Annotated in this window: 17 protein-coding genes; 6 read left to right on the top strand and 11 right to left on the bottom strand. The window is 62.6% G+C overall.

The window, feature by feature from the left end:
- Positions 1-71: 71 nt before the first annotated feature.
- Positions 72-950, bottom strand: coding sequence for a LysR substrate-binding domain-containing protein (locus tag A462_RS06895; RefSeq protein WP_008437911.1), 879 nt, complete (start codon positions 948-950; stop codon positions 72-74).
- Between the two features lie 111 nt (positions 951-1,061).
- On the opposite strand from A462_RS06895, the gene A462_RS06900 reads away from it, so the two are divergent.
- The 4 genes from A462_RS06900 to A462_RS06915 all read left to right on the top strand — a co-directional run bounded on the left by A462_RS06900 (position 1,062) and on the right by A462_RS06915 (position 6,618).
- Entirely contained in the window at positions 1,062-2,687 is a 1,626-nt protein-coding gene (locus tag A462_RS06900) for a 5-guanidino-2-oxopentanoate decarboxylase (protein ID WP_008437910.1), read from the top strand.
- Positions 2,684-4,126 carry an aldehyde dehydrogenase family protein gene (locus A462_RS06905; protein ID WP_008437909.1) on the top strand — a complete coding sequence of 481 codons (1,443 nt, stop codon included), beginning with the start codon at positions 2,684-2,686 and terminating at the stop codon, positions 4,124-4,126. Before A462_RS06900 ends, A462_RS06905 begins: the two co-directional genes overlap by 4 nt.
- A 231-nt stretch (positions 4,127-4,357) precedes the next feature.
- Positions 4,358-5,545 carry a cyanate transporter gene (locus tag A462_RS06910; protein WP_003211888.1) on the top strand — a complete coding sequence of 396 codons (1,188 nt, stop codon included), beginning with the start codon at positions 4,358-4,360 and terminating at the stop codon, positions 5,543-5,545.
- A gap of 137 nt (positions 5,546-5,682) precedes the next feature.
- Complete coding sequence (locus A462_RS06915; protein WP_023659100.1) at positions 5,683-6,618, top strand: LysR family transcriptional regulator; 936 nt, start codon at positions 5,683-5,685, stop codon at positions 6,616-6,618.
- Between the two features lie 47 nt (positions 6,619-6,665).
- Here the strand turns inward: A462_RS06915 and A462_RS06920 are convergent, their stop codons facing one another.
- The 3 genes from A462_RS06920 to A462_RS06930 form a co-directional block, all read right to left on the bottom strand.
- Positions 6,666-7,028 carry a 5-carboxymethyl-2-hydroxymuconate Delta-isomerase gene (locus A462_RS06920; protein WP_008437908.1) on the bottom strand — a complete coding sequence of 121 codons (363 nt, stop codon included), beginning with the start codon at positions 7,026-7,028 and terminating at the stop codon, positions 6,666-6,668.
- Between the two features lie 70 nt (positions 7,029-7,098).
- On the bottom strand, positions 7,099-8,286 hold the full coding sequence (locus A462_RS06925) for a low temperature requirement protein A (protein ID WP_008437907.1): 1,188 nt from the start codon (positions 8,284-8,286) through the stop codon (positions 7,099-7,101).
- Positions 8,287-8,312: 26 nt separating this feature from the next.
- The gene (locus A462_RS06930) at positions 8,313-9,248 is read right to left on the bottom strand and encodes a LysR substrate-binding domain-containing protein (protein WP_003211897.1); all 936 of its coding nucleotides are present in this window, start codon (positions 9,246-9,248) and stop codon (positions 8,313-8,315) included.
- Positions 9,249-9,309: 61 nt separating this feature from the next.
- Here A462_RS06930 and A462_RS34350 point away from each other — a divergent pair, with 61 nt between their 5' ends.
- The gene (locus A462_RS34350) at positions 9,310-9,555 is read left to right on the top strand and encodes a hypothetical protein (protein WP_023659101.1); all 246 of its coding nucleotides are present in this window, start codon (positions 9,310-9,312) and stop codon (positions 9,553-9,555) included.
- Here A462_RS34350 and A462_RS06935 read toward each other — a convergent pair.
- From A462_RS06935 to A462_RS06960, 6 genes are all read right to left on the bottom strand, one after another.
- On the bottom strand, positions 9,510-10,841 hold the full coding sequence (locus tag A462_RS06935; RefSeq protein ID WP_008437906.1) for an MFS transporter: 1,332 nt from the start codon (positions 10,839-10,841) through the stop codon (positions 9,510-9,512). The two genes, A462_RS34350 and A462_RS06935, sit on opposite strands and share 46 nt — an antisense overlap.
- A gap of 59 nt (positions 10,842-10,900) precedes the next feature.
- Positions 10,901-12,223, bottom strand: a complete 1,323-nt coding sequence (locus A462_RS06940) for an MFS transporter (protein WP_003211904.1) — start codon at positions 12,221-12,223, stop codon at positions 10,901-10,903.
- Between the two features lie 75 nt (positions 12,224-12,298).
- A complete protein-coding gene (locus A462_RS06945; RefSeq protein ID WP_008437905.1) occupies positions 12,299-13,177 on the bottom strand; it encodes an SMP-30/gluconolactonase/LRE family protein in 879 nt (292 codons plus the stop codon).
- Between the two features lie 69 nt (positions 13,178-13,246).
- On the bottom strand, positions 13,247-14,179 hold the full coding sequence (locus A462_RS06950) for a 3-keto-5-aminohexanoate cleavage protein (protein ID WP_008437904.1): 933 nt from the start codon (positions 14,177-14,179) through the stop codon (positions 13,247-13,249).
- An 82-nt stretch (positions 14,180-14,261) separates the two neighbouring features.
- Positions 14,262-15,050: an SDR family oxidoreductase gene (locus A462_RS06955; protein ID WP_008437903.1), complete on the bottom strand. Its 789-nt coding sequence runs from the start codon at positions 15,048-15,050 to the stop codon at positions 14,262-14,264.
- A complete protein-coding gene (locus A462_RS06960; protein ID WP_003211913.1) occupies positions 15,047-15,769 on the bottom strand; it encodes a GntR family transcriptional regulator in 723 nt (240 codons plus the stop codon). The genes A462_RS06955 and A462_RS06960 overlap by 4 nt, the downstream gene beginning before the upstream one ends.
- 134 nt (positions 15,770-15,903) lie before the next feature.
- Here A462_RS06960 and A462_RS06965 point away from each other — a divergent pair, with 134 nt between their 5' ends.
- On the top strand, positions 15,904-16,296 hold the full coding sequence (locus A462_RS06965; protein WP_008437902.1) for a VOC family protein: 393 nt from the start codon (positions 15,904-15,906) through the stop codon (positions 16,294-16,296).
- Positions 16,297-16,416: 120 nt separating this feature from the next.
- On the opposite strand, the gene A462_RS34660 is transcribed toward A462_RS06965, so the two are convergent.
- Positions 16,417-16,563, bottom strand: a complete 147-nt coding sequence (locus A462_RS34660; protein ID WP_008437901.1) for a hypothetical protein — start codon at positions 16,561-16,563, stop codon at positions 16,417-16,419.
- Between the last annotated feature and the right edge of the window lie 106 nt (positions 16,564-16,669).

The raw sequence follows: 16,669 nt of genomic DNA, 5'->3' as shown, positions 1-16,669 counted from the left end.
GTGTGTCAGTCAACAGATGTATTGGCTGACCCGGCGCCTTCGCGAGCAAGCCCGCTCCCACATTTTGATCTTCATTGTGACGGCGACTGTGCCTGGCTCACCAGCCAGTCCATAAGCTGCTCCAACCCCGCCGAGGGCTCAGTGCCCGGCGGGTACACCAGGTAATACCCCATCCCCGTCGGCACCCGTAGTTCAAACGGCGTCGCCAACCGCCCCGCCTTCAGGTCCTCGCCAATCAGCGCGCTGTCGCCAATCGCCACGCCCGAGCCTTGGGACGCAACCGTCATCGCCAGGTCCAGGGTTTCAAAATGATGCCCCTGGGCCAGATTGCTCAAGCGTGTATTCGCCGCTTTCAACCACAACGCCCAATCGCGCTCATCCCGCGTAGGGTGCAACAACACCTGTTGCTGCAAATCGGCGGGCGTGTGCAAGCCACCGAGCAAGGCCGGCGCGCACACCGGTGTCAGGCGCTCATCGAACAGATGCCGGGCCTGGGCCGACTGCTCGGCAATCGGCGCGTAGATCACCGCGGCATCGAACTGCTCGCGGCGAAAGTCGACGGTGTAGGCCACGGTGGTGGTCAACTCCACCGGCACATCCGGGCGTTCCTGCTGCCACTGCATCAGCCGTGGAAGAAGCCAGCGCATCACGCAGGTGGAGGCCTTGAGCTGCAAGGTCTCGCGGCGGGTGCCGATCTGCTCCACCGCCTCGCCGATCAGGCCGAACACCTGCTGCGCCCGCAGTGACCATTCGCGGCCCTCTTCGGTGAGGCTCAAGCCACGAGCCTGGCGCTGGAACAGCGCATAGCCCAGATGACTTTCCAGCCCGGCGATCTGCCGGCTCACCGCGCCCTGGGTGATGTGCAATTGCTCGGCGGCTCGGGTGAAGTTGCAGCACTGGGCCGTGACCCAAAAGGTGTGCAGGGCCGGCAGCGGCGGAAGACGTTTCATAAGGGCGCAGCCATGACGTGAGGACATGGCTAGTATGACTTTTTATCGATTGTTGCCGCTACGGGCCAGCCGTTCCAATACGGGCCTTTATCAACAATAAGAGCGACGACAATGGCGACCTGCGGCGAAGTATTGGTCAACCTGCTGGAAGGCTACGGCGTGGACCAGGTGTTTGGCATCCCCGGCGTGCACACCGTGGAACTCTACCGGGGCCTGGCGCGCTCGAGCATCCGCCACGTCACCCCGCGCCACGAACAGGGCGCCGGCTTCATGGCCGACGGCTATGCGCGCACCAGCGGCAAGCCCGGCGTGTGCTTCATCATCACCGGCCCCGGCATGACCAACATCACCACCGCCATGGGCCAGGCCTACGCCGACTCGATCCCGATGCTGGTGATCTCCAGCGTGCAGTCCCGCAGCCAGCTGGGCGGCGGGCGCGGCAAGCTGCACGAGCTGCCGAACCAGAACGCGATGATCGCGGGCGTGGCGGCGTTCTCCCATACCTTGATGTCGGCGGCCGAATTGCCCGGTGTACTGGCCCGGGCATTTGCGCTGTTCCAGGCCGGACGACCGCGCCCGGTGCACATCGAAATCCCGCTGGACGTGCTGGTGGAAAACGCCGACGCGTTGCTCGGCAGCGAACCGGTCAGCGTTTCCCGCGCTGGCGCTGCGCCGTCGGCGGTCAAGCAGATGAGCCAGTTGCTGGCGGCGGCAAAACGCCCGCTGATTCTCGCCGGTGGCGGTGCCATCGACGCAGCACCCGAGTTGACGCAACTGGCCGAAGCCCTCGGCGCGCCGATGGCGCTGACCATCAATGCCAAGGGCATGCTGGCCGCCAATCACCCGCTGCTGATCGGCTCGACCCAAACCCTGGTCGCCACCCGCGCGCTGGTGGCCGAGGCAGACGTGGTTCTGGCGATCGGCACCGAGCTGGCGGAAACCGACTACGACGTGACCTTCGCCGGCGGCTTCGACATTCCCGGCGCCCTGCTGCGCATCGACATCGATTCCGACCAGACCGTGCGCAATTACCCGCCGCAAGTCGCGCTGGTAGCCGACGCGCAAATCGCTGCGCAGGCACTGCTTGCCGAACTGGGCAACAAACCCCTGGCCGCCCGGGACAGCAACTGGGGCGCCCACCGCGTCGCCCGCCTGTGGAGCGAACTGGAACCCACCTGGGATGCCGCCACCCGCGCGCAAACCCTGTTCCTCAACACCGTCCTGGACGAACTGCCCGACGCCGTACTGGTGGGCGACTCCACCCAACCGGTGTACACCGGCAACCTGACCCTGAACCTCGACCAGCCGCGCCGCTGGTTCAACTCCTCCACCGGCTACGGCACCCTCGGCTACGCCTTGCCGGCGGCCATCGGTGCGTGGCTGGGGCGCGGCAACGGTGCGCCGGTGGTGTGCCTGATCGGCGACGGCGGCCTGCAATTCACCCTGCCGGAACTGGCCAGCGCCGTGGAAGCGCGCACGCCGGTGATCGTGCTGCTGTGGAATAACCAGGGCTATGAGGAGATCAAGAAATACATGGTCAACCGCGCCATCGAACCGGTGGGCGTGGACATCTACACCCCGGACTTTATCGGCGTGGCCAAGGCCCTCGGCGCTGCTGCCCAGCGCATCCAGGGTGTTGAGGAATTACGCAGCGCCTTGCGTGTCGCCACTGATCGCCAGGGCCCGACGCTGATTGAAATCGACCAGGGGCTTTGGATGAAGGAGGTGGCGGTATGAGCGCGGTATTGAATGGGCTGTTTATCAATGGCGCGTGGCGTGCCGGCCATGACGTGCTGGACGTGATCAACCCGGCCACCGAGGCCACCCTGGCCCAAGTGAGCGTGGGTGATGCAGGCGCGGTGACTGAGGCCATCGGCGCCGCCAGCGCGGCCTTCCCGGACTGGTCGAAAAGCACCGGCCGCGACCGCGCCGCGCTGTTGCGCAAGATCGCCGAGGGTGTGAGCGCAGAGCGTGAACACCTGATGCAACTGCAATCGAGCAACAACGGCAAGCCGCTGTTTGAAGCCGGCATCGATGTGGATGACGTGATCGCCACCTTTGCCTATTACGCGAACCTGGCCGACGAAATGGACGCCAGCCAAGATCGTCCGGTGGTACTGCCCACTGAGGATTTCAGCGCCCGTGTACGCCGTGAACCCTGCGGCGTGGTCGGCCTGATCGTGCCGTGGAATTTCCCGATGGTGACCACCGCCTGGAAACTCGCCCCGGCGCTGGCGGCCGGTTGCTGCGTGGTGCTCAAGCCTTCGGAAGTGACGCCGCTGGCAGAGCTGGAACTGGCCCGGATCATCGCCTCGGTGGGCTTGCCTGCCGGTGTGTTCAACCTGGTCTGCGGCACTGGCCTGGCGGTGGGCGCGCCGATGGCGGCTGACCCACGGATCGCGAAAATTTCCTTCACCGGCAGCAATGCCGTGGGCGTGCAGGTGATGCAGCGCGCCGCCGAAACGGTCAAGGGTGTGAGCCTGGAACTGGGCGGCAAATCCGCGTTGCTGGTGCTGGCGGACGCCGACCTCGACCTGGCCGTGGAACTGGCCTGCGGCGGTGGTTTCTTCAACGCCGGGCAGATGTGTTCCGCCACCAGCCGGGTGTTGGTGGCCGACGAACTGGCGGACGAGTTTCTCACCCGCTTGCAGGCCAGGGCCGAGAGCATTCGCGTGGCGGACCCGTTTGCCGAAGACGTGGAAATGGGCGCATTGGTCAACCGTGCGCAGTATCAGCGGGTGCTGGGGCATATCGAACGTGGCGTGCAAGCCGGCGCGAAGCTGCTGTGTGGCGGCGGGCGCCCGGCGGATTTGCCTCATGGGTATTTCATTCGCCCGACGGTCTTCACTGAAGTGCCGTTGGACAGCGCGTTGTGGAACGAGGAGATCTTCGGCCCGGTGCTGTGCGTGCGCAGTTTTGCCAATGAGGCCGAGGCGGTGGCGCTGGCTAATGACAGTGAGTTTGGTTTGGTGGCCAGCGTGCTGAGTGGCAACCTGGAAGCGGCTGAGCGAGTGGCCAATGCTTTGCAGGTGGGTTTGGTGTGGATCAATGCGCCGCAGGTGATCTTCCCGCAAACGGCGTGGGGTGGTTACAAGCAGAGCAGTATTGGCCGGGAACTGGGGCCGTGGGGGTTGCAAGCGTTTCAGGAGATCAAGCATGTGATCCGGGCGGTGTAGAAACACTCAAGAGCACCACTGTTCCCTGTGGGAGCTGGCTTGCCTGCGATTGCGGTCTATCAGACACAGATGTGTTGCCTGACCCACCGCTATCGCAGGCAAGCCAGCTCCTACCTGTTGACTTGTGCCGTGTCAGCAGATGCATTTTTTCAATAGCGCCAACGACTTTCTCATTTGCCGCCCTCCCCCACGCCCGGCCTAATACTGCCCTTGTCAGTTCAAGGCTCGCCCATGGAAAACGTCCGCGCAAAACCCGCCACCGCCGTTTGGCTGATGATCAGCGTTGTGCTGGTTGCCCTCAACCTGCGCCCGTCAATGGCCGCCGTCGGCCCGTTGTTGTCGTCGATTCGCGCCGATGTGGCCCTGAGTTTCAGCACGGCCTCCCTGCTGACCATGCTGCCCGTCATGGCCATGGGCCTGGCGATGTTTTTTGGCATGGGCGTGGCCAAACGCTTCGGCGAGCATCGCAGCATTGTGCTGTCGCTGGTGGTGATCGGCCTGGCCACCGTCTCCCGGTTGTTCCTGGACTCGGCGGTTGAGCTGATCCTCAGCGCCATTGCCGCCGGCGTAGGCATCGCGATGATCCAGGCGTTGATGCCCGCCTTGATCAAGTCGCGCTTCAGCGACAACGTTTCCCTGTTCATGGGCCTGTACGTCACCGCGATCATGGGCGGCGCGGCCCTCGCCGCTTCGTTCTCGCCGTTTATCCAGGTGCAAACCGGCAGCTGGCGCATCGGCCTGGCCATCTGGGCGGTTCTCGCGGTATTGGCGCTGGTGTTCTGGTACGCCCAACGCTCGGTGCTGCCGCCGCTGCCGCAAGCCGGCGCAGGCCCGCAGGCGTCATTCTTCGGCAATCGCCGGGCCTGGTTGCTGGCGATTTTCTTCGGCCTCGGTACCGCGTCCTACACCTGCGTACTGGCCTGGCTGGCGCCGTACTACGTGGAACAAGGCTGGAGTGAACAGAACGCCGGCCTGTTGCTGGGCTTTTTGACGGCCATGGAAGTGGTCTCCGGCCTGACTACCCCGGCCATCGCCAACCGCCGGAGGGACAAGCGGGGTGTGGTCGCGGTGCTGCTGGTGCTGATCATCGCCGGCTTCTGCGGGCTGATCCTGAGCCCGCAATACCTGAGCCTGCTGTGGCCGTGTTTGCTCGGCCTGGGGATTGGCGGCTTGTTTCCGATGAGCCTGATCCTGTCCCTCGACCACCTCGACAACCCGCGCCGCGCCGGTGGCCTGACGGCCTTTGTGCAGGGCATCGGCTACCTGATCGCCGGGTTGTCGCCGTTGATTGCCGGGATGATCCGCGACCAGCTGGGCAGCTTCGAGTGGGCCTGGTGGTCATTGACGGCCGTGGTGGTGGTGATGCTGCTGATCGTACTGCGCTTCGATCCCCGGCATTACGCGCGGCATATTCGCTGAGGTCGTGTTGTAAACATTATTTGTCCCACCTCAAACAGAGAAAGGTCCGACAGAGCTTTCTATTGGTACGAGCGTTCCGTTAACATTTTGTATTGTCTTGTACCGAGTTCGGTACAAAGCGCTTGCGGACGGAACGGATGCTAAACAGCAACTTGCTTAGAAAGCTCGATATGCAGGACCTGATGGTGTTTGTCGCTGTTTACGACCAAAGCAGCGTCACCGAGGTTTCCGAAACCCTGTTCGTCAGCCAGTCCACCGTGAGCTACAGCCTGAAGAAGCTGCGCACCAGCTTCGAAGACGAGTTGTTTATCAACACCCGGGCGGGCATGCGTCCTACGTACAAAGCTGCCACCATGTACGGGCATGTGCAGAAAATCCTCGAAAGCATCAACCTGTGCCATGCCGGCAGCCAAACGTTCGACCCCACCCAGAAGGCTGTGACCTTCAACGTCTGCGCCCCCGAATACTTCGAACAGTTGATCCTGCCGCGCCTGCTGAAAAACTTCGACCGCGCCGACCTGCCGGTGATCGTCAACGTGCAGAAGCTCGAAACCGAGGTCCCGGCCGACGCCTTGCGCGACGGGCGTCTGGACCTGGTGATTTGCTTCGGGCCGCACTTTCATCGCGAGCACAAGGACATCAAGACCCAGATGCTGCTGGAGGACGACCTGGTGTGCGTGTTCGACAAACACTCGGCGCCCCGGGAACCGGCGTTCAGCCTGCAATCCTTCGTCGCCCGGCGCCATGTGTTCCCCACGCCCTGGAGTTCCGACACCAACATGATCGACGGCTGGCTGGCGCGCCAGTCCCACAAGCGCCAGGTGATCGCCCGCGCCAATAGCTACAGCGCGGCGCTGAAGATGATCACCGGCACTGACTTTATCGTCACCTTGCCCCGTCGAGTGCTGAAGCTGCTGGCAGACACGACCGTGTTCGGCCATTGCGAAGCGCCGAACGGTTTGCCGGGGTTTACCCTGGATATGCAGTGGAATGAACACAGCGCGCAGGACAGCGCCAACACGTGGTTCAGGGAGCAGGTGGTGAAGGTGTGTGCGGATCAAGGATTATTATGACCCCCTGTGGCGAGGAAGCTTGCTCCCTCGCCTCAGAGTATTGCCCGTCAGCCGATGGTGACTTTGCTGTAGGACTCGCGATCCATATCGACCAGCAAGACACTGAGCTGCACCTGCAGGTCTGCAGGCCAATCGCCCAGGTCCTGCAGCGCCGCCAACAGGCTTTCCGACAATTGCTTCTTGACCTGCGATGAACGCCCGCTGAGCAGCGACAGCTTGACCGCGATAAAAGCGCGCGGGCTGATGGACGTGCCAACCTGGAATGTCTCCACCTTCAGCGCGCGGCTTTTGATATCGAACTCGGAACCGAACTGCCCGGACGCCATAAGCACGTTGTTGAGCCGCAACAAGGTTTTCTCAACGGCCAGCTCTGTGAGGTTGGCGGTGTATTCCAGATGCAGATGCGGCATGAAGGCTCCGAGCTTGTTGTAGGAAAAGAGTCATACATATAGCACGGGGCCGGGCGGAATCAGACCGCTTTCAGTGTGAAACTTCGGTCAGGCTGTGCAGCGAGCGATTTTCCCAGATCGCCACGATCACCAACACCGCCGACGTCAACGCCCCCAGTACCAACGCCGAAAACACCTGCTGCAATCCCAGCGGCAGCAACACCAGTAACATCAGCAAGCCGCCCAGGTGCGAAAACGGTGGCAACGGCCGGTCGCTCATCACCCACTTGAACAGCGCACTGCCCAGCAGGAACAACCACGGGCCGGCGATGATCGCCACCACGCCTGCCTGGCTGGCATGCCCCGGATGCACCAGCACCAGTTCGTCGGCCACGGCGCTGACGATAATCCCGGCGACGATCAATACATGCAGGTAGGTGTAGGCGATCCGCGCCTGACGGCCCGGGTCGGCAGAGCTGGCAATGCGATGGTGGGCGCGCTCGGCGCCGCTGTCGAAATAGATCCACCACAGGGCGATGCTGCCCACCACTGCCACCAGGAATGCCGCCAGCCCGTCCACGCTCCAGGGCAGTTCGGCGAAGGTCGCGCCGGTCACCAGCAACGACTCACCGAGGGCGATGATCACAAACAGGCCGCAGCGTTCGGCCATGTGGTTGCCTTCCACATTCCAGTCCGCAAGCGTCGAGGGCCCAAGCCCGGGCACCCAGAAATACACCGACGGGGAAATCAACTCGATCAACAGCGCCAGGGCCCAGAAGGCCAGGCGCTGCTCGCCTTCGAGCAGCGCACCGGTGATCCAGAACACCCCGGAAAACAGCATCCACGCCAGGATCCGCTGGAAATTGCGGGTCATGTTCAGCGACTCGCCGCGCACCGCCCACAACGCAAACAGCGTGCGTCCTACCTGCATGAACACATAGGCGCCGGCGAACAACAGCCCGCGATCGGTAAACGCCTTGGGGATCGACGAGGACAGCAACAGGCCCGCCACCATCAAGCCGAACAGGCCGATGCGGATCGGGATTTTTTCCGGGTCCAGCCAATTGGTGACCCACGAAGTGAAGATCCACACCCACCACACCGCGACCATCATCAACGCCACCTGCACGGCACCGCCGATGGACAAGTGGGCGAGCAGCGAATGGGACAACTGGGTCACGGCAAACACGAACACCAGGTCGAAAAACAGCTCGACCATGCCAACCTTGCCGCTGTCATGACTGCCGCGCCCACGCAGCAAGGAACGGGATGGGGCCATGCCTGGATCTCCCTGAAGGTTTTATCTCAAGATTTGGGTGCGACCACCGGCAGCATGTCCCGCTCGCTCATGAACGCCTCCAGCCGCGAACGCATCCAGCGCTCCGCCGGATCGGTGTCAACGTGGCTGAGCCAGACCATCGACAAGTCCAGGGTCGGGGTTTCGAACGGGAACGGTTCACAGAACAGATTGCCTCCGGCGGCCATGGCCTGGGCGGTGTAATCCGGCAGGCTGGCGATCATGTCGGTGCCGGCGAGCAGCGCCGGCAATGCGCTGTATTGCGGCACCGAGAGCACCACGTGGCGCTTGCGACCGATTTCCGCCAGCCACTCATCGGCAAACCCGGACACGTTGGCGGTGTGGGACACCAGCACATGGGGCCGTGCGCAATATTCGTCGAGGGTCAGGGGTTTGTCCGAGGCATCCGCCCGCAGCAGGCACGGGCGGATATGCCGCAATAATTTGCGCTTGGCATTGGCCGGCAGGCCGCGGGTCTGGGTGATGCCGACGGTGATATCCCCGGAACCCAGCAGGTCCGGGATGCGCCAGTAATCCACATGCTGCACCACGAACACCACCTGCGGCGCTTCCTGGCGCAAGGCGCGCAGCAGCGGCGGCAGCAGGCCGAACTCGACGTCATCGGACAGGCCGATGCGAAAGGTCATGGTGCTGATGGACGGGTCGAAATCGTGGGTCAGGCTCAGGGCCGACGACAAGGAGTCGAGGGCCGGCGACAGGTGCTTGATGATTTCCTCGGCCCGCGCGGTAGGTTCCATCCGGTGGCCGACACGAATGAACAGCGGGTCATTGAACAACGTACGCAGGCGGTTGAGGGCCGAACTGATGGTGGGTTGCCCGAGAAACAGCTTCTCCGCCACCCGGGTCACGTTGCGTTCGAGCATCAAGGTTTCAAAGACCACCATCAAATTGATGTCGGCCTTGCGTAATTCATTGCGATTCATCGGCGACCGCCCCACTGCCCTGGATAAGTCGCAGTTTAGAAACACCCGGGGCCCTGCGTCTATGCGCACACTGTTCAACACGGGCCTTTGGGACTATAAAGCAGCTTCCAAGGCTTGCGAGAACACCATCGTGCTGGTCATTTCTGCCTTGAGCGTCCTGGTTGCCGGGATTTTGCTCTGGGCCATCAAATTCATCGCTCATCCCACCGCCAGGACACTGTTACGGGTATTTGTCGGTTTGTGCCTGGCGGCAGTCGTGGCTTACCTGGTGCTGGCTTCGGGGTTTCCTACCTCGTTGCTGGTGTGACCGGGCTCCTGCTCCTGCCCCTGACGCAAACGCAAGGCGGCCAACGCGGCCACCACCAGCACCACGGCAATTACCTTCAAGCCATTCGTGGCATTGCCGGTGCTCATCTCGATCGCGCCCATCACCGACGGCCCGACAAACCCGCCGAGCAATCCGCAGGCATTGACGAAGCCCAGCCCGCCCGCCAGCGCCACGCCCTTGAGGCGCGAGGCCGGGTAGAGAAAGATGATCGACTGCACCACAAAGAACATCACCGCCGACACACAAAAGCCCAGCAGGCTGAACACCGGCCCCGACACCGAGGCAATCCCCAGCCCCAACGCCATGGTCAGCAAACCGGTAATCAACAGCCGCCGGGCACGGGTGGGCGTGGTCGCAAAGCGCGGCAGCAACACAGCGCCGGCCGCTGCGGCAATCCACGGCAATGAGGTCAGCAAGCCGACGCTCATGGTGCTCAATTCACCGTATTTGCTGATGATGCTCGGCAGGAAAAAGATCACGGTGTAGATGGTGATCTGATGGCAAAAATACACAAAGATCGCCAGCAGGATCTGCGGTGTCAGCCAGTTCTTCAGGGAATGCCCGCCCTCGCCTGCGCCCTCTTCGGTCTCCATCGCGATGCGCTGTTCAATCCCGCGCGCCTCTTCGGCCGAGAGCCATGGTGCCTTGCTCGGACGGTCCGGCAACTTGCACCACACCACCCAGGCAAACGCGACTGCCGGCAGCCCTTCGAGCAGGAACATCCACTGCCAGCCGTGCCAGCCGAGCAGCCCGTCCATGCGCATCAACGCCGCGCCCACCGGGCCACCGATGATGTTGGCAAAACACACGCCGAGCAGGAAATACCCGGTAGCCCGCGCCCGTTGCTCGCGGTTGAACCAGTAGGTGAGGTACAGCATCACCCCGGGAAAAAGGCCGGCTTCGGCAATGCCCAGCAGCAGGCGCAGGATATAGAACGAGGTCTCACCCTGGACGAACGCCATGGCCGCCGAAATCAGGCCCCAGGTCACCATGATCCGGGCGATCCAGAACCGCGCGCCGACCTTGTGCATGATCAGGTTGCTGGGGATTTCCGACAGTGCATAGGTCAGGAAAAACAGCCCGGCGCCCAGGCCATAGGCCGCTGCTGAAATCCCCAGGTCAACGTCCAGGTGGTGCTTGGCCAGGGCGATGTTGGTGCGGTCCAGGAAGCTCAGCACGTAGGCGATGATCAGCAAGGGCATCAGCTTGACGAACATCAGTTTGTTCAACTCCCGTGGTTCACGGGCGGTGTTGGCAGTCTTCATCGGGCAATTCCTCTTGGCGCCCCGCCAGCGCAACGGCTGGGGGACGCATCGGTGTTGTTCTAGGGTTCGAGTTGCGCAACCAGCGCCGGCGGGCGATGGGAAAACAATTGCAGCAGCGCCCCGCCCAGGGCACAGCCGGCCATCACGAAGAAGCACACCGTGTAGCCGTGCAAGGTGGTCCAGCCGCCGCCCATGGCAATCAGGCTGCCCATCAGCACCGGCGCCAGGCCGCCACCGATAAACATCGCGGTGGTGATGATGCCGTTGGCGGTGGAGGTCGCCGACGGCTCGGCCGAGTCGCAGGCCACCGCGTAGTAGATCGGCCACACTGCGTTGGCCACCAGGCCGAACAGCAGTTGCACGACGATGATCAGGGTCAGGGTGTTGGCGAAGTAGAACGCACCGACACTGGCGGCCATCCACACCCCGCAGATGATCAGGGTGACGCGCCGGCCAATGATGTCCGACAGCGACGGCCACACCAGTTGCCCGAGAATCCCGGTCAAGGTGAACACCACGCTCATCCCCGCCGACTCGGCCAGGGACAGCCCGGCAATGTTGTACAGGTAGGCCGGCAGCACGATGTTGACGCCCATGTACACGACTTGGGTCAGCATCGTATTACCCGCCGTCAGGGCGATATTGCGGTTGCGCAACGTGGCGATAAACGTGCGCCAGGCGTGGCCCTTCACTTGGCTGGCCGGTGCGTTGTCCGGCGGGGTCATGCCCTTGGCGGCGATGTCGACGTACAGCGCGGTGATGCGTTCGGCGGTGGAATACCGCGCCCAGAAAATCATCAGCGGCAACGCCACCACAAACGCGAAGAAGAACACGTAGCGCCAGTTGTCTTCACCGAAGGTGCTGATGACAAAGCTGGCGACGATGCCACTGAGCATGGCGCCGATCGGGTAACCGGTGTGGTGCGCACCGAGGGCAAAACCACGACGTTCCACCGGCCACCATTCGGCGGTGTTGCTCACGCCCACCGGCTCGCCCCAGCCTGCGCCGAGGTTGACGCCGACCCGCAGCGCGATAAAGGTCGCGAGGTTGCCGCTCAGGGCCTTGAACCCGGAGAGGAACGAAATAGCCGTGTAGCCCAGCACCAGCGGCACCTGGAACCGCGCACGTTTCCAGCCACCGCCGTAGCGGTCACTCCACATCGAGCCGGGAATATCCAGCAGGGCCAGGGCCAGCATGATCACCGTGGCCATGGTGCCCCACTGGTCGGCCGACAAATCGAAATGCTTGGAGATGGTCGGCCCCAGGCGCAGCACGATCTCACGGTCGTAGGCGTTGAGGATCCAGATCATCCAGCACACCAGCAGCGACACCCAGGAGTGCCGGTGAATACTGCGCAGCGAGGCTTTTTTCAAGGTTGCCATGGGTTTCTCCAGGCGCGCGAGGGCGCGCACTGACACAAGGTTGCGAAAGGAAAGTGCCTTGTTGAAAAAAACGCGCTAGCTGGCGAACCGTCGCTCGGCTATTCCTTGCACGCCCAGCCCGGTGATCGCAAAAAGCGCCCCGCGCTGCTGACCGTCGGCCGGGAAACGCGGCAACGGTGGCTTGGCCATGGAGGTGACAAACAGGGTGTCCAGGTTTGGCCCGCCAAAGGTCAGGCTGGTGACCTTTTTCACCGGCATCTGGATGATCCGGTTGACCTGGCCGTCGGGCGTGTAGCGCACCAGTTTTCCGGCATAGACCAGCGCCTGCCACAGGCAGCCTTCGGCATCCACGGTGCAGCCGTCGGCAGCGCCACCGCCGCTGGTATCGACCTTGGCGAAGGTGCGTCGATTGCTCACCGCACCGCTGGCTGGGTCGTAGTCATAGGCCCAGATCTCGCCGGACCAAGTGTCGCAAAAGTAGAACGTATCGCCCGCCGGGCTCCAGCACGGACCGTTGGACACGATGATGCCTTCGTCCAGGGTGTGCAGGCTCAGGTCCGCGTCGAGGCGGTAGAGTTTGGCGCTGGCGCTGTCTTCGAGGGTGTCCATGGAGCCGAAGACAAAGCGCCCCTGGCGGTCGACCTTGCCGTCGTTGAGGCGGTTGTTGGGTAGTGCGGGTTCCGGGTCGATCACCAGGGCCAGTTCGCCGCTGTTGAGGTCCAGGAGGTGCACGCCGTTTTGCAGGGCGACGATGGCTTGCTCGCCGCTATGGCGCAGGGCCATGGAGCCGATTTTCTGGCCCACATCCCAGGCGCGCAATTCGCGCCCATCCTCGGTGCAGCGCAGGATCCGGCCGTCGGCGCTGTCGATCCAGTACAACCGTTGTTGTTCGACGTCCCACACCGGGCCTTCGCCCAGGGTGGTCTTCACGTCCACAAGCACTTCGATACGCATGGTGTTATCCCCTTTTTTGTTGTTGTGCGGGATGGGCATGGCCGCGCCGTGACGCGGCCGGTTTATCACTTAGAAATTGACCTGGTCACGCCCCTTGAGCCCGAGGATTTCCCGCGCTTCATCCGGCGTGGCGACCTGATGGCCGAGGGCTTCGATCACTGTGCGAATGCGCCGTACCTGGTCGGCGTTGGACGCGGCCAGTTTGCCCGGGCCATCCCACAGCGAATCCTCCAGGCCGACCCGGGCGTTGCTGCCCATGGACAGGCCCATGGTGGCCAGCGGAATCTGCCCACGGCCGGCGCCGAGGATCGACCACACGTAGTCGTCGCCAAACAGGCGGTCGGCGGTGCGGCGCATATGGGCCAGGTCTTCCGGGTGCCCGCCGATGCCACCGCGCAAACCGAATACCGACTGGATAAACAACGGTGGTTTCAGCAGGCCGCGCTCCAGGAAATGGGCGGCGGTGTACAGGTGGCCGATGTCGTAGCACTCGATTTCAAAACGGGTGCGGTTCTCGGCGCAGGAATTGAGGATGTGGGTAATGTCGCGGAAGGTATTGCGAAAGATCCGGTCGTCGCTTTCTTCCAGGTACGGACGCTCCCAGTCATGCTTGAACTCGGTGAAGCGGTTGAGCATTTCGTACAGGCCGAAGTTCATCGAGCCCATGTTCAGCGAGGCCAGTTCCGGCTTGAACTGCATCACCGGTTGCAGGCGTTCTTCGACGCCCATGGTCGGTGCGCCGCCGGTGGTGATGTTGATCACCACGTCGCTGGCGGCCTTGATGTGCGGCAGGAATTCGGCGAACAGCGCGGGGTCCTGGCTGGGACGGCCATCGATGGGATCACGGGCATGCAGGTGGACAATGGCGGCGCCGGCTTCGGCGGCACCGATGGCGGCGTCGGCAATTTCCTGCGCGGTGATCGGCAAATGCGGCGACATCGACGGCGTATGGATGGCACCGGTGACGGCGCAGGTGATGATCACAGGACGATTTTTGGACATGACGATTCTCCGACTTTTATTCTTATGAAAAAAATCCAGGGTGTAACTTGTGTGTTCTTCCCTGGCTTAACGCTGACGCGGCCTACAGGTACTCGACGTTACCGTCGACACTGATCGCCTGGCCGGTGACATTGCGGGCGGCAGGCGAGCAGAGAAACAAGGCCATGGCCGCGACGTCTTCGGCGGTGACCATGCGCTTGAGGGAGATCTTGTTCAGGTATTCCTGGCGCATCTCGGCTTCCGGCACACCGACCTGTTCGGCACGGGCGCGGATCACGCCGTCCATGCGCGGGCCTTCAACGATGCCGGGCAGCAAGGCGTTGACGCGGATGTCGCTTTCGCCCAGCTCCGAGGCCAGGGATTTCATCAGGCCGACGATGGCCCATTTGGTCGCCGCATATGGCGTGCGCCAGGCGTAGCCGAGGCGCCCGGCGACCGAGGCGATATGCAGCAGATGGCCGTGGGACGATTCCTTGAGCATCGGCACCGCGTGGTGGGCAAAGCGGTATTGCGCCGTCAGGTTGATATTGATCGTGGCTTGCCACTCGGCATCACTGATGGCGTCGATGCCGCCGGTGGGCCCGGCAATCCCGGCGTTGTTGACCAGCACGTCCAGCCCGCCGAATTGCTCGCGCTGCACCTGGAACACCGCCTCGATCTGCGTGGCATCGCTCACGTCGGCACGGGTGGCGACAGTGCCCGGGTACTTGTCGCGAAACGCCGCCAGGGCCGGTTCGCTGACATCACACACATGCACTTTGGCACCCGCCTCCAGATAGGCCGCCGCCAACACTTCACCGATGCCGGCAGCCCCGCCGGAAATCAACACACGTAACCCAGGATAGGGCTGCAGCCGCTGTAGGACACTCATGCACGTTTACCTCCTGAAACAGACGACCTCGAACGGTCGTTCTTGACGAGCAGGCGCGCCAGGGAATCGGCGGCCTGCATGATGTCATCGGTCACGGCCGCGCGGGCACCGGCGCCATCGCGGGCGGCCAGGGCTTCGACGATGCGCGTATGCGCCTCCATCGAGCGTTGCAAGTGAGCTTTATCGGGGGCGACCAGGGCAAAACACGGGCCCATGTGCAGCCAGAAGTTTTCCACGGCGGCCATGGTCAATTCGGCCTGGGCGACGGCATAGATCCGACGGTGAAAGGCGAAGTTGGTCCACAGGTAGCGGGAAACGTCGACTTCGTCGGCGGCCTGTTGCATCTGTTGGCAGAGGTCGGAAATTTCGTCGAGGTCGGCTTTTTCCAGGAGCAATACGGCCTTTTCTGCCAGCAAACCTTCCAGGGCGACCCGCGCATCGCGGATTTCCCGCAGGCGTTCGACCGTCATCATGCGTACCCGCAGACGGGAGGTTTCGGTGACTTCAAAGGCGTTTTCGGCGCTGAGGCGCTGGAGGGCTTCGCGCACCGGCATGGGGCTGGAGCCGAGGGCTTCGGCGAGGCCGCGGATGGTGAGTTTCTGGCCGGGCTGGAAACGACCACTCATCAAGGCTTCGCGGATCTGGCGATAGACCTGGTCTTGCAAGGTATCGCGGGACACCTGGCGCAAGGTCGGAAGGAGTAGCGGGCCATCTGTCATGAGTCAAAACCTGTGTTGTCGTTCTTATGGCTCCAATATGTGATCACAAATCAAATATGTCAAATAGTTTCCCGTTGACGGTATGCACGACGCTGACTCTAATGAGCCCTTTCTCCAGCAAGGACCGCTGAACCATGAAATTTGCCTACACCATCGTCTACGTCCCGGACGTCGCTGCATCCCTGCAATTCTTCGAAAAAGCCTTCGGCTTCAGTCGCCGTTTCCTGCATGAATCGGGGACCTATGGCGAGTTGGATACCGGTGATACCACCCTCTCTTTTGCAGCGCATGAGTTGGGCGAGATGAACTTCAAGGGCGGGCATGTGGAGGCGCATGCTTCACAGCAACCGCTGGGGATGGAGTTGGGGTTTGTTACCGAGGATGTGTCAAAGGCTCATGCCAGAGCGCTGGCCGAGGGTGCGACAGAACTTGCTGCGCCGAGCACCAAGCCTTGGGGGCAGGTGGTGTCGTATGTGCGGTGCCCGGATGGGACGCTGGTGGAGTTGTGTACGCCGATTCAAAACTGAAGAAACACTGTAGGAGCGAGCTTGCTCGCGAAGGTCGTTAACGATAACGCGGGAAATCAGGTGCCCCGCGTCGCCCTCAGGTTTTTCGCGAGCAAGCTCGCTCCTACAGGAAACAAGGACTCAAGGCTTGAGCGGGCGCTCCTGGTCACGCTCGGACAGTTCCGTGCCATCGTCCGGATGCTTCCAGGTCTGCGGTTTTTCTTCCTCGCGAAGCTTCCTGGCGCGCTCCTGCTCCAACTCATCACGTTGCTTGTGTTCGTTGCTCATACCCACCTCCCGTCCGTAAGAATTGGACACAATGGAGAAGCATAGATGAGGGAGCGGTTTTGTGTGATCCCGGTCATTGATAACCAAGGCGCATCAATACATGTAA

Source organism: Pseudomonas sp. Ag1, from assembly GCF_000278565.1.
Classification (GTDB): Bacteria; Pseudomonadota; Gammaproteobacteria; order Pseudomonadales; family Pseudomonadaceae; genus Aquipseudomonas.
This window is presented reverse-complemented; position numbering and strand designations above follow the sequence as displayed.

Excerpts from the sequence above, each read along its gene's own strand:
- A462_RS06960 (WP_003211913.1), bottom strand. The coding sequence starts at position 15,769 with ATGACAGATGGCCCGCTACTCCTTCCGACCTTGCGCCAGGTGTCCCGC.
- A462_RS06900 (WP_008437910.1), top strand. The coding sequence starts at position 1,062 with ATGGCGACCTGCGGCGAAGTATTGGTCAACCTGCTGGAAGGCTACGGC.
- A462_RS06905 (WP_008437909.1), top strand. The coding sequence starts at position 2,684 with ATGAGCGCGGTATTGAATGGGCTGTTTATCAATGGCGCGTGGCGTGCC.
- A462_RS06920 (WP_008437908.1), bottom strand. The coding sequence starts at position 7,028 with ATGCCGCATCTGCATCTGGAATACACCGCCAACCTCACAGAGCTGGCC.
- A462_RS06950 (WP_008437904.1), bottom strand. The coding sequence starts at position 14,179 with ATGTCCAAAAATCGTCCTGTGATCATCACCTGCGCCGTCACCGGTGCC.
- A462_RS06940 (WP_003211904.1), bottom strand. The coding sequence starts at position 12,223 with ATGGCAACCTTGAAAAAAGCCTCGCTGCGCAGTATTCACCGGCACTCC.
- A462_RS06895 (WP_008437911.1), bottom strand. The coding sequence starts at position 950 with ATGAAACGTCTTCCGCCGCTGCCGGCCCTGCACACCTTTTGGGTCACG.
- A462_RS06910 (WP_003211888.1), top strand. The coding sequence starts at position 4,358 with ATGGAAAACGTCCGCGCAAAACCCGCCACCGCCGTTTGGCTGATGATC.
- A462_RS34660 (WP_008437901.1), bottom strand. The coding sequence starts at position 16,563 with ATGAGCAACGAACACAAGCAACGTGATGAGTTGGAGCAGGAGCGCGCC.
- A462_RS06935 (WP_008437906.1), bottom strand. The coding sequence starts at position 10,841 with ATGAAGACTGCCAACACCGCCCGTGAACCACGGGAGTTGAACAAACTG.
- A462_RS34350 (WP_023659101.1), top strand. The coding sequence starts at position 9,310 with ATGCGCACACTGTTCAACACGGGCCTTTGGGACTATAAAGCAGCTTCC.
- A462_RS06930 (WP_003211897.1), bottom strand. The coding sequence starts at position 9,248 with ATGAATCGCAATGAATTACGCAAGGCCGACATCAATTTGATGGTGGTC.
- A462_RS06945 (WP_008437905.1), bottom strand. The coding sequence starts at position 13,177 with ATGCGTATCGAAGTGCTTGTGGACGTGAAGACCACCCTGGGCGAAGGC.
- A462_RS06915 (WP_023659100.1), top strand. The coding sequence starts at position 5,683 with ATGCTAAACAGCAACTTGCTTAGAAAGCTCGATATGCAGGACCTGATG.
- A462_RS06955 (WP_008437903.1), bottom strand. The coding sequence starts at position 15,050 with ATGAGTGTCCTACAGCGGCTGCAGCCCTATCCTGGGTTACGTGTGTTG.
- A462_RS06925 (WP_008437907.1), bottom strand. The coding sequence starts at position 8,286 with ATGGCCCCATCCCGTTCCTTGCTGCGTGGGCGCGGCAGTCATGACAGC.
- A462_RS06965 (WP_008437902.1), top strand. The coding sequence starts at position 15,904 with ATGAAATTTGCCTACACCATCGTCTACGTCCCGGACGTCGCTGCATCC.